Below are 15,169 nucleotides of genomic sequence, written 5' to 3'. Positions count from 1 at the left end.
CTCACATCCGGAAGACGCCGAAGGATTCGGCACCACTGATCGGGGCGGTGGCAACGACCGACAAGCACAGTCCCAGCACGGTGCGGGTATCGCGGGGGTCGATGATGCCGTCGTCGTAGAGACGACCGGACAGGAACATCGGCAGCGATTCGGCTTCGATCTGGTTCTCGACGGCCGCTCGCATCGCCTCGTCGGCGGCTTCGTCGAAGGCCTGGCCGCGCGCCTGCGCAGCTGCACGGCCCACGAGGGAGATGACCCCGGCCAATTGGGCACCGCCCATGACCGCAGATTTGGCGCTGGGCCACGCGAACAGGAACCGCGGATCGAAAGCCCGTCCGCACATGCCGTAGTGACCGGCACCGTAGGATGCGCCGATCAGTATGGAGATGTGCGGCACCGTCGAGTTGGCGACCGCGTTGATCATCATCGCCCCGTGCTTGATCATGCCGCGCTCCTCGTATTCTCGGCCCACCATGTATCCGGTGGTGTTGTGCAGGAACAACAGCGGCGTATCGGCACGGTTGGCGAGTTGGATGAACTGGGCTGCCTTCTGGGATTCCTCGTTGAACAGCACGCCGCGCGCGTTGGCGAGGATCCCGATCGGATAGCCGTGCACCTGTGCCCACCCGGTCACGAGCGACGACCCGTAGAGCGGTTTGAACTCGTCGAAGTCGGAATCGTCGACGACGCGAGCGATGACCTCCCGCGGATCGAAGGGCTGCCGAAGATCCTCGGGGACGATCCCGAGCAGCTCCTCGGCGTCGTACCGGGGTTCGCGTACGTCCGCCTGGGGCGCCGGGCCGGCCTTGCGGTGGTTGAGGCGTCGCACGATGCTGCGACCGATACGCACCGCGTCCTGTTCGTCGACCGCGAAGTGGTCGGCCAGACCCGAGATACGGGCGTGCATCTCGGCGCCGCCGAGTGACTCGTCGTCCGATTCTTCTCCGGTGGCCATCTTCACCAGCGGCGGACCGGCGAGGAACACCTTCGACCGCATCTCTATCATCACCACGTGGTCGGACATACCGGGGATGTATGCGCCGCCCGCGGTCGAATTGCCGAACACCACCGCGATGGTGGATATGCCTGCCGCCGACAACCGGGTCAGATCGCGGAAGAGCCGGCCACCGGGGATGAACACTTCCTTCTGCGTGGGCAGATCCGCGCCGCCGGATTCGACGAGGGAGATCAGCGGCATCCGGTTCTGCAGGGCGATGTCGTCGGCACGCAACGTCTTGCGGAGCGTCCACGGATTGCTGGTTCCCCCGCGCACGGTGGGGTCGGTGGCCACGATGACACATTCGACGCCTTCGACCACACCGATGCCTGTGACGACGCTGCCGCCGACGGGAAACTCGGTGCCCCAGGCCGCGAGCGGTGACAGTTCGAGGAACGGCGAGTCGGGGTCGAGGAGCAGTTCGATCCTCTCCCGCGCAAGCAGCTTGCCCCGGTCGTGGTGGCGCCGGACGTACTTCTCTCCCCCGCCGGAAAGGGCCTTGCCGTGTTCGATGTCGAGTTCGGCCAGACGAGCACGCATCGTCTCGGCGGCCGCGGCGTATTCGGTGGAGCCGGGATCGAGGGTCGAGATCAAGGTGCTCACGAATGCTTCTCCAGCAGGACGGTGGGGATGTCGATGTATCGGGCGCGCAACCATTCACCGAGGCCCTTGGCCTGCGGGTCGAAGCGGGCACGGGAGGCGACGCCACGACCGAGAATTCCCTCGATCACGAAGTTCACCGCCCACAGATTCGGAAGCAGATGACGCGTGACGGACAAAGGTTCGATTTCGGGGAGCAGTTCCTTCAGTGTGTCGACGGTGAGAGTGTTTGCAAGCCATTGCCATTCGTCGTCGGATCGGACCCACACCCCGATATTGGCGTCACCGCCCTTGTCGCCGCTTCGGGCACCGGCGATCGTGCCGAGCGGAACGCGGCGAGTCTGTCCGGGCGACAGCGGCGCGGGCACACTCGGGTCCGGCAATGGTTCGAGGGCCCGGGTGGTCGCCGCGGCCGGGATGTCGACGCGGGTGCCGTCGGACAGCACCGCGATGTGCGGCACACGCGTCGCCTCGACGTACTCGGCCGTGTAGACACCGTAGGCGGTGCCTGAGCCGGGCGGAGCGGTGACGAAGAACCCGGGGTAGCTTGCAAGGGCGAACTCGACCGCCGTGGAGGTGAATGCGCGTCCGACGACGTCGGGATCGGGATCGCGCGCAGTGCAGCGCAGCAGAGCACTCGCGGTTTCCTCCGTATCGGCATCGGCACGGTCGGTGCGAGCGAGAGCCCATTCGAGTTCGGCAGGCCGTCTCGGCAGACTCGATTCCATCTGAGATCGCACCAACTGGGCCTTTGCGTCGATATCCAGTCCGGTCAGGACGAAGACGACCTCGTTGTAGAACCCGGCAAGGGCGTTGAGACACACCTTCAGAGTCGGTGGGGGCGACTCGCCCTTCACACCGGTGATACGGACACGATCGAGTGCTTCCCGGCTCAGCGTGACGGTGTCGAGGCGCGCGGTGACGTCGGGGTTCGCGTAGCGTCCGCCCGTCACCTCGTACAGCAGTTGTGCGGTGACCGTACCGACGGTGACGGCTCCTCCGGTGCCCGTGTGCTTCGTGATCGTGGCCGCGCCATCGGCCTCGATCTCGGCGATGGGAAATCCCGGGCGGACGAGATCGTCGAGTTCGGTGAAGAACGCATAGTTTCCGCCGGTCGCCTGGGTACCGCATTCGATGACGTGCCCGGCGACAACAGCACCCGCGAGTGCATCGACGTCTTCAGGAGCCCAACCGAAGTGGGCGGCGGCGGGACCGACGATCACCGATGCGTCGGTGACTCGCCCGGTCACGACGATATCGGCTCCGGCGTCGAGGCACCGCGTAATGCCCCACGCACCGAGATACGCGTTGGCGGTCAGCGGGCGCGGGTCGGCCTCGAAACCGAACTCGTCGATGCGAGCGAGGAGATCGTCGCCTTCGACATGGGCGATGCGTGGTGACAGACCGAGCCGATCCGCAACCGTGCGCAGCGCCGCGGCCAGACCCGCAGGGTTGAGACCACCGGCGTTCGCGACGATCCGCACCCCCTTGTCGAGGGCGAGCCCCATGCAGTCCTCGGCCTGCCGCAGGAACGTCTTGGCGTAACCGAGTTCCGGATTCTTCAGACGGTCACGACCGAGGATGAGCATCGTCAGTTCGGCGAGGTAGTCGCCGGTCACATAGTCGAGTTCGCCGCCTTCGAGCATCTCGCGCATCGCCGACAGACGGTCGCCGTAGAAACCGGAGCAGTTGCCGATTCGCACGACGCGGTTCACGCGATCCCTTCCTGGACCGGTTTGCCTGCCCGTTGAGGAACGAGCGGAGAGAGACCGTCGAGAAGTGCACGCGACTCCACCATGTGGTCAGCGTCACATGCCGCTGCTCTCGGAGCAAGCACTCATGACTGTTTCGCGCGGCCCTGGCCGTAACCCGGCGGGCCAAGAGTGGAATCACCGTCGTGTGCGGTGACGACGCCTCCCATCCGGCACGTCGGATCGCCCGGCCGGCTCTGCGGCTCCTCGCCTGCTCCCGAACTCGACGGCATCTGCGTCCGCACATCGGCCGATCCGTGCCTGCACCACCATCTCGAGGTCGCGCAGCGTCACCTCATCGGCCAGCGAACGGTCTTCTTCATCTCGAACGGAACGGGCCATGACAACTCCTGACAGAAGAACCACCGACCGCACCGTCGACCGTCACAACACGAACAGAACCATCGCCCCACGAACCGGCACCGGCAAGGCACCGGGCCCGACATCATCGGCAGGCCTGCGACACCGCAAGTCCAAGCCCGCCCGGAGGTACTCTTCGCCGCGATCGGTCGCGCGCACGTAACTTGCCAGGACGACGAACCTCGAAATCGTCACGACTCCTCGTTCACGACTCCTGCCTACCTCGCGGCAGATACCGTGGATGCATACTTCACCGAGGTCAGGAGTTGCCGTGCCGAAGCTGGAGATCAAGCAGAAGGCCGAACTTTCCCGCAAGCAGGCGTCCGAGCGGTTGATCGCACTCGGCCGCGCCTTGGCGACGGGATCCGAAGTGGAACTGGACTCGGGCGGTGACACCATTTCGCTCGTCGTCGCCGACCGACTCGAATGGGAACTCGAGATCGAGGTGGACGGCGACCAGGTCGAGATTGAAGTCGAATTCAGTTGGCGCGACGCCCCATCCGACAGTCCACAAGCCGATGCGGACGAGGAGGAGGACGAGGAAGCGGACACCACCGAAGGTTCGGATGAGGACTCGGATGAGGATGAGGATGAGGGCGAGGACGAGGACGAGCCTCAGCAAACCGAGCCGCGACGGAGAGCCCCGGTCAAGAAGACGGCGCGGCGTGGTCGGCCGCGTAAGCGCGCCGCCGACTGATCGATACCCCGAATGAGGGGCTTCCATATGGGTCACGTAGAAGTGGCAGGACTTGATGTCGGCCCTTCCTCAACACTCTGACATCGGCAGAGTTCCGTTAGTACCTTTCCTGTTTCAGAGAATGTCTCATTCGGCGAGTTTCTCGAAGCAGGTCGACGCCGCGGCGAGTCGGAGGAAGGCAGCGAAGTTCTCGCCGTGGTGCTCGTAGCGGATGGTCAGTCGGCAACGCCGCGGCGGGCGATGCGTGGGACGCGGCGGACCAGTCCAGGTCCCCGCCGGCACCGAGCCGATCGAGGACCCGGCGGTGCAGCTCGTCGAACACCCCATCCTTGACTCAGGGCGTGAACCGACTATGCGCGTTCGGAGCACTGCCCCCGAATGACGGCGGCAGGTGCCGCCAGGCACAGCCCCTGGTGAGCACGCAGACGATAGCGGTGAACAACGGCGAGATGTACAGATCCTTCGCCGCCGCCGGCACGTCCGGCTTCGACTTCACAGGTGATCAGCACCAGATCGACATCAGCGGCTTGCTCCGAGCGTTCGGTCACCGTCTTCAGTTCCGCTCTGCTGGGCACCTCGACCACAAGTCGCGCGTTCTTATCCGTGACGGCGCGAGAGAAGGTGACCGTCTCCCCCAACTGAAGCTCACTGAGGGTGAAGCCGGCCGCTCGCCACGCGTCGACTTGGGGCCGGTCTCCCGACCACCAGATGCCCACTCGAGACGGCTGAGGACGCCGGTAGCTCCGAGCACCGCACCAACCACGCCGAAAATCGCCAGTGCACATACCGCCGGGGACCTGTGGTGTCGCCGCGCCTTGGCGCAGTGGTCGGTATGGCCGGTCGAACTGTCGCTGGTTGCGAAATGCGGCGAGAAACCCGGCGACACCGAGCGTGCCAGACCACCCACACCCTCCCCGGTGAGCAAAACTGGGTGCCAACGATCGACCTTGCCCCGATTCGAAGGAGTCCGATGTCTCGCCATGTGCCAACCTGGATGACGATTGTGGTGCTGTCACTGTGCGGCATGGTCTCAGCGTTGCAGTTCACCCTGGTCATTCCGCTGCTGCCGGAGTTCCCCGGGCTACTGGACATCTCCACCTCGAACTCCTCGTGGCTGGTCACCGCCACCCTGCTCACCGCCGCCGTGAGTACCCCGGTCGTGGCCCGGATGGCCGACATGTACGGCAAGCGGCGGATGTTGTCGGTCGCATTGGGGGCGATGATCGTCGGCTCGGTGATCTGCGCCATGGAGGTCTCCTTCCTGACGATGATCGCCGGGAGAGCGCTGCAGGGCTTCGGTGCCTCGCTGATCGCAGTGGGGATCAGCCTGCTGCGCGACAAGCTCCCACCAGAGCGCATCGGCAGTGCGGTAGCGTTGATGAGCGCGACGATGGGCATCGGTTCGGCGCTCGGGCTCCCCCTGGCGGGCGTGTTGACCGACTGGCTGGGTTGGCACTCGATCTTCTGGTTCAGCGCCGTCATCGGAACGGTGCTGGTCGTGGCGTTGCTCGTGGTGGTCGAGGAGTCACCGGTGCGCACACCGGGCCGCTTCGACGCAGTCGGGGCGCTGGTGCTCTCGGCGGCACTGGTATGCCTGCTGCTGCCGATCTCCAAGGGCAACACCTGGGGATGGGGCCAGCCGCTGACCCTCGGCCTGTTTGCCTCCTCGGTGCTGCTGTTCGCAATCTGGACGCCGCTGGAGCTGCGCGTCAACGAGCCCCTGGTCGACCTGCGCACCAGTGCGCAACGACCGGTGCTGATGACCAACCTCGCCTCCATCTTCGCCGGGACAGCGATGTTCGTGAACATGCTGGTCACCGTCCAGGTTCTCCAGCAGCCCAGTGTCAGCGGCACCGGGTTCGACCTGGGCGTCAGCGCTGCCGGTCTGGCGATGGTGCCCTCGGGGTTGGCGATGGTGGCCATGTCACCGCTGTCCGGGTGGTTGCTGGGCCGATGGGGCGGCCGCCTGGTGCTCCTGTCCGGCGCGGCACTCATGGCACTGGCCTACGCCGGCCGCCTCGTCTACGCCGAGTCCGTGACCGCGGTCGTGATCGGCTCGACCCTGGTCGGAATCGGCACCGCGCTGGCCTTCGCCGCGATGCCGACACTGATCATGTCCTCGGTACCGATCACCAAGACCGCATCGGCCAACGGCCTGAACTCACTGGTGCGCTCGGTCGGCACCTCGTTGGCCAGCACCCTGGTCGCGGTCATCATGGCGACCCACCAGGTCGAGATCGCCGGTAACTTCTACGCCACCGACACGGCATTCCAGCTCGTACTCGGCCTCGGCGCCCTGGCAGCAGCGACCTGTGCCGCGGTGGCGGCCCTGATCCCCAGAGACCGCCGCACCCACCGCGAACTGGAACTCGCCCGCGCCCAAGGCCAGGAGAAACACGAAGCGGTCGTGCGGGGCCAGATCCGGCTGGCCCGCTCCGACAACAACGCCCGCGGGATGATGCTGGTATCAGTGCTCGACATGCACGGCGAACAGCTGGACTGGAGCCGGGCCGACAACGACGGCCGCTATGCGGTGGTGCTGCCCGGCCCGGGCACCTACGTGGTGGTCGCGAACACCCTCGGCTGGGCACCGTCCGCCACCGTGATCGACTTCGCCGGCGGCGAGATCGTCCAGGACATCACCCTCGACGACGAACTCACCGTCTCCGGCACCGTCACCTGCGACGGCCGACTCGCCCCCGGCGCACTGGTTGCGCTCAGCGAGGCGATGGGAAAACATATCGACTCCACCCACTGCGACGACCGCGGCCGCTACTCCTTCCAGCTGCCTCCGACCGGTCGCTATGTATTGATCGCGTACGACGCCCCCACCGGGCGCGCCCACGCCCGCAAAGTGTCGTTGACCATCGAGTCCGAGGTCGTCGACATCGCCATCCCACTCGCCGGCACCAACCGGTCGGCTGACCGTCGTGACTCCGACGCTGTCGCGGTGTTGCCCTGGGAGGCACCGGCAACGCACACATGAACAACCCGACTGCAGCTGAACTCAGCGCCGACAGGTGCGAGAGCATCTGAAAGCTCAGTGTCCGTCGGCTCGACATATAACGAACCCCGTAACAGCGATGCCAAGCACCACTGCGACCGCGAACCGAATCCGCGCTCGGCGTCCCCGCCCACTAGGCGGTCGGCGCGTAGGTCGAAAGCGACGATGTCCTCCTTGCCTTCACCGACACGCGGTACATCACAGGTGGCGTCTGCCGGTCGACCGCGGGATGATCGAAGTACTCCGACACTTCAACCGAGGTTCGACCTGACGCACAGAGGAGAGAACTGTGAGATTGAGTCATCTTCCCCTCCGTCTGACAACCGGCGCGTTCATTCTCAACTCGGGCCTTGGAAAGCGAGCATTGTCCTCCGAAGCTGCCGCCGGGTTACAGGGCATGGCCGCCAACGCTGTTCCCGCTGTACGCACGATGCGGCCGGAGACTTTCGGAAAGACGGTCTCTGCAGCCGAAACGACCCTCGGTGTAGCACTGCTCGCGCCGTTCGTGCCCTCTGCGCTTGTTGGGGCCGCACTCGCGGCCTTCAGCGGTGGATTGTTGACCATGTACTGGAAAACCCCGGGCATGCACGAGCACGGCTCGATCCGACCCACCCAGGATGGCACCGCCGTGGCCAAGGACGTGTGGATGTTCGGCATCGGTGCAGCCCTCGTGATCGACGCACTGGATCGCAGACGGCAGACAGCGGTCGTAACTCCGTAGAAACCTACATGGCGCGCGGGAACCGCGCCGCTTTTCGATGAAGTGATCGGCGTCGGCGGGTTCACCCGAGAGCGCAAAACCGCGCCGCCCTCGGCGCGCGGCACCGGGCCCGACGCCTTCTACGAACTCGCGCTCAGGTTGCGCGCCGCATTCGAAGATCTGAGGTACGAGATCCACCACGCCGTTACCGAGTGGAATCTCGTCACGGTGAACTCGACGATGCACGGACACCACACCGCACCGATCGCCTTCTACACCGAAGACGGCACGCTCGACACCGTCTTCCCTCCCACGGGTCGAACATTCGCGATCACTCGATCTCATCGGTGCCGAATCGAAAACGGCAAGATCGTCGAGCATTGGGCGAACCGGGACGATCTGGGGCTCGCCAAGCAACTCGGGTGAGTCCCGCCGACGCCGGCCTATCTGACCCGGATGGCGCGCGCCGAGCGCCACGCCCAGCGCATCCGCCGCCGGGTAGCGGGGGAATCCGAGATGTCGAGGCACACGACCGACCGCGCAATACCGTCGATGCGGTTCTCGCACCGCTGATCGCCTGCTCCCTCCGCAAGGACCTGAAGACGGTTGCGAGCCGTCGTCGACGTCGAGTATCTCGGATCGGAAATGCTCATCGGCATCCGCCTCGACGCCCCCGGTGGTGCAGTCCCCGAACGGGTCACCGTGCGCCGCTTCGGTGTCACCACTCTCGATCCGGGCGACCGCGTCGGCATCCGGGTACTCGGCGCCGGCGTGGCATACCCGGTTCAGTCCTTCGAAGCGTCCTCAGGCCCGAGGTGTCAACGGCCATCGTGGTGTCCCCGCTCTTGGCCAGGTGGAAGTCCCCGCCTCGTGGGTGTTCGGGGTTGGGGTCAGGGGCGTTCACCTCGTTCGTGTCGGGCCTGGCGCATCCGGTAGGACTCACCGTCGGTGAGCACGACGGTGGCGTGGTGCAAGAGCCGGTCGAGGATGCCGGCGGCGGTGGTGTGTTCGGGCAGGAACCGGCCCCACTGCTCGAACGGCCAGTGCGAGGCGACCGCCAGGGATCGGCGTTCGTAGGCGCCGGCGACGAGTCGGAACAGCAACTGGGTGCCGGTGTCGTCCAGCGGCGCGAACCCGACCTCGTCGACGATGATCAGATCTGCCCGCAACAGCGTGTCGATGGTCTTGCCGACAGTGTTGTCGGCCAGGCCGCGGTAGAGGGCTTCGACGAGGTCGGCGGCGGTGAAATAGCGGACCTTGTGCCCGGCGTGCACGGCCGCGATCCCCAACCCGATCAGGGTGTGGGATTTTCCGGTACCCGGCGGGCCGACCAACGCCAGATTGGCGTGGGAACGAACCCATTCCAAACCGATCAGGTAGTCGAATGTGGCTTGTGGGATGGAGGACTCGGCGACGATAAAACTGTCGAGGGTCTTGGCGACGGGGAACGCGGCCGCTTTGAGTCGGGCGGCGATGTTGGAGGCGTCGCGGGCGGCCAACTCCGCTTCGATCAGGGTGCGCAGCACCTCCTCCGGAGTCCAGCGTTGGGTCTTGGCGGTCTGCAGGACCTCGGCGGCGGTGCGGCGGACGGTGGCGAGTTTGAGTCGGCGCAGACCGGCGTCGAGGTCGGCGGGCAACGCCGCGACCGCCGGCGGAACGGCGGTGCTCGAACTGCTCATCGTGCGGTCTCCTCTCGGGTGACGGCGTAGGCGTCGAGAGATCGGGTCGGGGCGGTCGGCAGGTCCAGCACCAGCGCCTCACCGCCGGGGCGGGGTTGGGGAACCCCGGCGCCGGCGTCGAGGATGGAACGGACGTCGTCGGCGCGGAACCGCCGGAACGCCACTGCCCGGGTCAGGGCGGCGAGCAGGGCATCGGTGCCGTGCGCGGCCTGCAGGTCCAGGAGCACCGCGAGTTCGGCGGGCAGGCGGGTGTTGGCGGCCGCGGCGGCGCCGACGAGGAACTGTTCGGCGACCGGACCGAGTGCGCAGAATCGTTTCTCGACGTCGGTTTTCGGTCGCGGACCACGACTGGGAGCCTGTCGTGGGGTCGGGTAGTGCTCGTCGAGGATCGACGCGGTGCCCGGGGCGGTGAGCGCGTGATCGGCGGCGACCTCCCCTGTGGCGGGGTCGGCGATCAGCAGTCGCCCCTCGCCGGCGGTGACGGTGACGGTGGCCCCGATCAGGCGGGTCGGCACCGAATAGCGGGCCGAGCCGAAGCGGATGCAGGAGAGCTTGTCGACCTTGCGGGTCACCGGTGGCGGCCCGATCTGCAGTCGCAGCGACGGCAGCGGCCCGAGCACGGCCTGTTCCTCGCGCAGGCGCTGGGCGGGGACCGCGTCGATCTCGGTGTGCACCCGGGTGTTGACCTCGATGCACCAGGCCTTCGCGGCGGCGTTCGCGGCGGCCAGGTCCACCGGTCGGCCGGACAGGTCGGCGTCGGTGAGCAGCGGGACGACCAGGTCGCGTTGGGCGTAGCCGACGAGGTGTTCGACGACGCCCTTCGATTCGGGGTCGGCGGCGTGGCAGAAGTCGGGACGGAACCCGTAGTGGGTGGCCATCCGCACGTAGTCCGGGGTCGGGACCACCACGTTCGCCACGACTGCGCCTTTGAGGCAGGCCATCCGGTCGGCCAGGACCTTGGTGGGCACCCCGCCGATCGCGGCGAGGGCCTCGGCGATCAGCGTCAAGGTGGTGGCGGCGCGTTCGTCGGTGGCGAAGGCGACGAACCGCCACCGTGAATACGCCAGCACCGCGCAGAACAGGTGCAGGCCGGCACCGAGGGTGGCCCAGTCGATGACCAGGTATTCACCCGGTGTCCACACGGCGGGGCGGCGACCGCGGTGATTGTTTTTGCGCCACTTGGTTTTCTCGTCGGCGACGAGGCGGCGGAAGTTGCGGTCCGAGCCGGTGTATCCGGCGGCCGCGGCGATGGGGAGCAGGCGTTTGGCGGAGATTCTGCCGCGGGACGAGGCGATGCGTTCTGCGACGATCTCGGTGACGGTGTCGTAGTTGCGGGGGCGGGGTTGTCGTGGGGGTGGGGTGTCGCCGGCTTCGAATCGTTCGATGACACGGCGGACGGTTTTGTGGGTGGTGCCGCACATCTCGGCGGCGCCTCGGTAGGTGCCGACCTCGCGGTAGGCGGAAATGATGTCCATGCGGTCCTTCGCAGACTTCAATGGAACTCCCTGGGCGGTGACAGGTGACTGGGTGGCACCTTCACCTTCACCGCTCAGGCCTGGTGTTCCGGTGGGAATCACGACGAACACGAGGCGGGGACTTTCATCTGGCCACCGGTGGGGACCGTTACTCGGCCACCAGTGGGGACTTTCTCATGGCCATGGACACGAGGTAGCCACCGCCGCGCAAGGACAGTGGGCCGCCGAGTGGGGGTGAACGCGGAACACGCCCCACACGGGTTGCACGGCGATGACCGAAAGTCTTTCCCGATCCCTATACAGGTAGCGACTCGACGAAGCCGATTCGTACGAGGTGACGTGCAGCCGGCGATCAGAGAGCCGACATGCTCGCGGAGTCGGATTCCGCTGCTGCGGATTTCGGTTGGAGAACGACGACAGCATGCACTCGTTCGCCCTGAACGATGGTCGGGAACGCCGATGCCGATCAGCGGACGCTCACGACACCGTCTTCGAAGTAGATCGAGCCGCGCTCGAACGTACTCACCTTCACCCCGTCGACGTCGATCTCATCACTGACCGGGTAGCCCAATGCGCCCTGGCTACCGCCGAGCTCGTTCCACTTGTTGCGAATCTCCCCCACACGATGTACGGAGGATGACCGGTCTTCTGGATGACCACACCACCGACGAACCACCGATACCCGAGCACTCGTCAGCGGCGGACGTTCCCTGACCGGTGTCTGCCACGGGTGATCCCACTCGACGCTACCGCCCGCCTTCGTTCTCGGCGCAGTCACCTTGATGGCGTCTCCGTCGATCCGCCCCGTCGGCAGGGCTCCCCACTTCAGATGTAGTCGGTGCACCCATTCTCCGGGGCGTACCAGCGTTCCTACCGTGAACCGTCCGCCGTCGCGGATACATACCTCCGTCGACGAAAGAGTTCGGCATCGCCGTCGGCGCCGACAGAATGAATCAGGGGGTGAAATCGAAACACAGGTACCGACAGGGGCGTAACAGTAGCGAGCCGGACGGCAACCCACGATGCACTCCGCACCCCGACGGGGTTTCGAGTGGAAAAGCCCTCGTCCGACAACCTCATGCCATCAGGCCGGCCGCGAAACGCCGGGGATTTCGGCCGATTCATCCGGCGGCGTCTTCTCCCGTGGCTCGCGGGCGTCGACCACAGATGCCGGGAAGTCGGCTGAAATGTTCGGATACGCTCTCGATGCTGCTCCTCGGGGGGTCCGAAAGAGCAGCACGCGTCGATACGGTGGGGCACGCCGCTGCCGAGCGCGAGTGCTCGGTGTCAAGGGACATGAGAGCGTCCCTGTAGGCGGACAGGTCATGTCCCTGCGCGCGGACAGCTGATCTCCCTGTCGGCGGTCAGCCGATCTCCCGCACCAGGTCAGGTCAACGGCATCACCCCGCGTCCGGCGGTGGCGTCCTGCAGCCGCAGTGAGGTGCCCTCGGTGATCACGACATGCGCATGGTGCAGCAATCGGTCGACGGCGGCGGTGGCTAGGGTCTCCGGCATGATCGTGTCGAAGCCGGACGGGTGGAGGTTGCTGGTCACCACCACGCTGCGCCGCTCATAGGCAGCGTCGACGAGACGGTAGAACGCCTCGGCAGCAGCCTGCCCCGACGGCAGCATGCCGATATCGTCGACGACGATCATCTCGGCGCGAGTGATGCGGGTGATGGTCTTGGTGATCGATCCGTCCACCGCAGCCCGCCCGATCGCGGCGGTCAACGATTCGAGACTGAACCAGGACACCCGCATCCCCGCGTCGATGACCGCATGCGCGAGTGCCTCGACGAAGTGGGTCTTGCCGGTTCCCGACGGCCCGCTGACCGCAAGATTCTCGGCACGCCCCACCCACTCCAACGTGGCCAGAGCGTGCTGGGTGGGTAGCGGGATCGACGAATCCGTCTCGCGCCAGGAGGAAAACGTCTTGCCCGCGGGAAGCCCTGCAGTTTTTCGGCGCATCGCCTTCGTCGCCTCATCCCGACCGCGGACCTCCTCGTCGAGAAGAACCTTGAGGACCTCGGTGGGATCCCATCGCTGCGCTTTGGCGGTGGCCAGCACCTCCGGTGCGGCGGCGCGGAGATACGGTAGCCGCATCCGTTTGAGGACGGCGATGAGATCGTCGGGTAGTGGTGGTGCAGAGGCGTTCATGACCCGACTCCGGTTCCGGCGGCACCGAATCCCGCCCAGGCCGCGGTGCCGGGTTGGACCGAATGAGCCTCGTCGGCGACGACGAGCCCGGTCTCGGCTGCGGTGGCGGTGTGATGCGCGACGATCGCCGGCAGATCACCGTCGGCGAAGCGGCCGGCCTCGGCCGCGACCGCCAACGCGGCATCGACGGCGGCGGCGCCGACAAATGCGGCCAACTCGACCGCGCCGGTCATCTTCGCCCGGATCCGGACCGTCCCGGCCGCCGACGCGGCGATCAACCAGGTGTGCGCACCGGGGCCGAGGTCGAGGAACCGGGCCTCGGCCGCGGAGCGAGCCTTCGGGACCGGCGGCTTCGGTGACCCGTCCGGATCCTGCGGATGATCGGGATAATGCGCCGGGTCGATCTGCGGGTTGCCCGGTGTCGAAAGCAGATGCCGGGCAACCTCACTCAAACCCCGTCTGTTCTCAGCCCAGTCCGGAACCCGGGGCAGGGCATCGAGATCGGCCACGACGACCAGTTCGGTGCCGGCAACGCGCACCCACACTTCGGAGCCGACCAACCCGGGCGGGGTCGAATACCGCACTGACCCGAAGCGGATCGTCTGGTCGGTGCCGACACTGCGGGTGGTGCCCAGTGCCAGGGTGTGCGGGCTGGCCGGCAGGGTGTGCAGGCGGGCGCGTTCCTCGGCCACCGCCTCGGTGGGGATGCGGGCGCTTTCGCGGTGCCGACGGCCGTTGACGGTGGCGCAGAACCGCTCGCAGGCCGCCTCGAGTTCGACGAACGACACATAGTCCGGCAGCAGATTCGCGTCAGTGGGCACCAGATCGGCCTTGGCGATCTTGACGGTTGCTTCGCTGCCGCCCTTCGATTCCGGATCGTAAGGGATGCAGGTGTGCACGGTCATGCCGTAGTGGCGGGCGGTCTCGACGATCTGCGGATGCCGCACCGGGATTCCGGCGATGTGATCGATGCTCACGGTGCGCGGATTGTCGGTCAACGCGTAGGTCGGGACTCCGCCGAAGCGACGCACCGTGGCGTCGAGACACGCGATCAACGTCGGCAACGTCTGATCCCAGACCGGGATCACCACCCGGTAGCGGGACCATGCCAACCAGGCGCAGAACAACAAGGTCGAGCGTAGAACCCCGCCCGGGCCAGGAACTTTCGGGCCGTCGCCCCAGTCGAACTGCATCCACAACCCGGGCTCGGTGATCCACGGTCGATAGGTGCGGCGATGGCCGGCCTGCCATGCTGCTTTCACATCTGCGACGGCGCGTCGGGTGGTGCGTTCGGTGCCGTCGAAACCGAGATCGACGAGGCGTTCGTGGACGATGTCGGCGCGGACCTTGCCTTTACTGCGCTCGACCCATTCTTCGATCTTGGGCATGTAGTCGTCGATGATGCGTGGCCGTCGCGACGGGCCGGTCAGCGGCATACCGGCGTCTCGGGCGGCGACGTAGCGTCGGACGGTTTTCGGATCGACCCCGGCCAGCTGCGCTGCGGAGTGCGCGTTGCCGGTGGTGTCGTAGGCCTCGAGAATTTCCATGATGTCCCTGTCAGACTTCTTCATGCGTCCCTCCGGTGGGAGTTGCTCGTAGGTGGTCGAAGACCTCGAGCAAAACCCCGGAGGGGCGTCTGTGTCAGGACCGACACACCGCCGGCCCCCGTGTCCATCGGAAGGGAGATCAGCTGTCCGTCAGCAGGGACGAACCTGTCCGCCTATAGGGAGATTGGCATGTCCGCTTGCA

13 protein-coding genes and 2 pseudogenes are annotated in these 15,169 nt (G+C 66.4%); 6 read left to right on the top strand and 9 right to left on the bottom strand.

What is annotated here, in order from left to right:
* Position 1 precedes the first annotated feature (1 nt).
* Complete coding sequence (locus tag ACNJ7K_RS15805; RefSeq protein ID WP_487041901.1) at positions 2–1,600, bottom strand: acyl-CoA carboxylase subunit beta; 1,599 nt, start codon at positions 1,598–1,600, stop codon at positions 2–4.
* Positions 1,597–3,252 (bottom strand): acyclic terpene utilization AtuA family protein, encoded by a 1,656-nt coding sequence (locus tag ACNJ7K_RS15800; protein WP_455409181.1) that lies wholly within the window; start codon positions 3,250–3,252, stop codon positions 1,597–1,599. Before ACNJ7K_RS15800 ends, ACNJ7K_RS15805 begins: the two co-directional genes overlap by 4 nt.
* Positions 3,253–3,501: 249 nt before the next feature.
* On the opposite strand from ACNJ7K_RS15800, the gene ACNJ7K_RS15795 reads away from it, so the two are divergent.
* Positions 3,502–3,702 (top strand): hypothetical protein, encoded by a 201-nt coding sequence (locus tag ACNJ7K_RS15795; RefSeq protein WP_120282680.1) that lies wholly within the window; start codon positions 3,502–3,504, stop codon positions 3,700–3,702.
* Between the two features lie 277 nt (positions 3,703–3,979).
* Positions 3,980–4,405 carry an amphi-Trp domain-containing protein gene (locus tag ACNJ7K_RS15790; protein ID WP_120282679.1) on the top strand — a complete coding sequence of 142 codons (426 nt, stop codon included), beginning with the start codon at positions 3,980–3,982 and terminating at the stop codon, positions 4,403–4,405.
* A gap of 250 nt (positions 4,406–4,655) precedes the next feature.
* Here ACNJ7K_RS15790 and ACNJ7K_RS15785 read toward each other — a convergent pair.
* Positions 4,656–4,847, bottom strand: a pseudogene (locus ACNJ7K_RS15785) (transposase); the annotation flags it as partial.
* Complete coding sequence (locus ACNJ7K_RS15780; protein WP_455409098.1) at positions 4,756–5,190, bottom strand: DUF7662 domain-containing protein; 435 nt, start codon at positions 5,188–5,190, stop codon at positions 4,756–4,758. The gene ACNJ7K_RS15780 and the pseudogene ACNJ7K_RS15785, both read right to left, overlap by 92 nt.
* Before the next feature lie 209 nt (positions 5,191–5,399).
* On the opposite strand from ACNJ7K_RS15780, the gene ACNJ7K_RS15775 reads away from it, so the two are divergent.
* The 4 genes and pseudogenes from ACNJ7K_RS15775 to ACNJ7K_RS15760 form a co-directional block, all read left to right on the top strand.
* The gene (locus tag ACNJ7K_RS15775; protein WP_216850652.1) at positions 5,400–7,391 is read left to right on the top strand and encodes an MFS transporter; all 1,992 of its coding nucleotides are present in this window, start codon (positions 5,400–5,402) and stop codon (positions 7,389–7,391) included.
* A 307-nt stretch (positions 7,392–7,698) separates the two neighbouring features.
* Positions 7,699–8,130 carry a hypothetical protein gene (locus tag ACNJ7K_RS15770; protein ID WP_120282676.1) on the top strand — a complete coding sequence of 144 codons (432 nt, stop codon included), beginning with the start codon at positions 7,699–7,701 and terminating at the stop codon, positions 8,128–8,130.
* 42 nt (positions 8,131–8,172) lie between these two features.
* The gene (locus tag ACNJ7K_RS15765) at positions 8,173–8,535 is read left to right on the top strand and encodes an ester cyclase (protein WP_455409097.1); all 363 of its coding nucleotides are present in this window, start codon (positions 8,173–8,175) and stop codon (positions 8,533–8,535) included.
* 189 nt (positions 8,536–8,724) lie between these two features.
* Positions 8,725–8,892, top strand: a pseudogene (locus ACNJ7K_RS15760) (TOBE domain-containing protein); the annotation flags it as partial.
* Positions 8,893–8,999: 107 nt separating this feature from the next.
* On the opposite strand, the gene istB (ACNJ7K_RS15755) reads toward ACNJ7K_RS15760, so the two are convergent.
* From istB (ACNJ7K_RS15755) to istA (ACNJ7K_RS15735), 5 genes are all read right to left on the bottom strand, one after another.
* Positions 9,000–9,788 carry an IS21-like element helper ATPase IstB gene (istB, locus tag ACNJ7K_RS15755; RefSeq protein ID WP_024101627.1) on the bottom strand — a complete coding sequence of 263 codons (789 nt, stop codon included), beginning with the start codon at positions 9,786–9,788 and terminating at the stop codon, positions 9,000–9,002.
* Positions 9,785–11,284, bottom strand: a complete 1,500-nt coding sequence (gene istA, locus ACNJ7K_RS15750) for an IS21 family transposase (RefSeq protein WP_487041900.1) — start codon at positions 11,282–11,284, stop codon at positions 9,785–9,787. Before istA (ACNJ7K_RS15750) ends, istB (ACNJ7K_RS15755) begins: the two co-directional genes overlap by 4 nt.
* 445 nt (positions 11,285–11,729) lie before the next feature.
* Positions 11,730–11,885 carry an LGFP repeat-containing protein gene (locus ACNJ7K_RS15745; RefSeq protein ID WP_225623553.1) on the bottom strand — a complete coding sequence of 52 codons (156 nt, stop codon included), beginning with the start codon at positions 11,883–11,885 and terminating at the stop codon, positions 11,730–11,732.
* A gap of 764 nt (positions 11,886–12,649) precedes the next feature.
* Positions 12,650–13,420 carry an IS21-like element helper ATPase IstB gene (gene istB / locus ACNJ7K_RS15740; RefSeq protein WP_487041594.1) on the bottom strand — a complete coding sequence of 257 codons (771 nt, stop codon included), beginning with the start codon at positions 13,418–13,420 and terminating at the stop codon, positions 12,650–12,652.
* On the bottom strand, positions 13,417–14,991 hold the full coding sequence (istA, locus tag ACNJ7K_RS15735) for an IS21 family transposase (protein ID WP_268655857.1): 1,575 nt from the start codon (positions 14,989–14,991) through the stop codon (positions 13,417–13,419). The genes istB (ACNJ7K_RS15740) and istA (ACNJ7K_RS15735) overlap by 4 nt, the downstream gene beginning before the upstream one ends.
* Positions 14,992–15,169 lie beyond the last annotated feature (178 nt).

This window comes from Rhodococcus shunpengi (genome assembly GCF_048381395.1).
Classification (GTDB): domain Bacteria; phylum Actinomycetota; class Actinomycetes; order Mycobacteriales; family Mycobacteriaceae; genus Rhodococcus.
The sequence above is the reverse complement of the archived record's forward strand: the minus strand, read 5'-3'. Positions and strand labels throughout refer to the sequence as shown.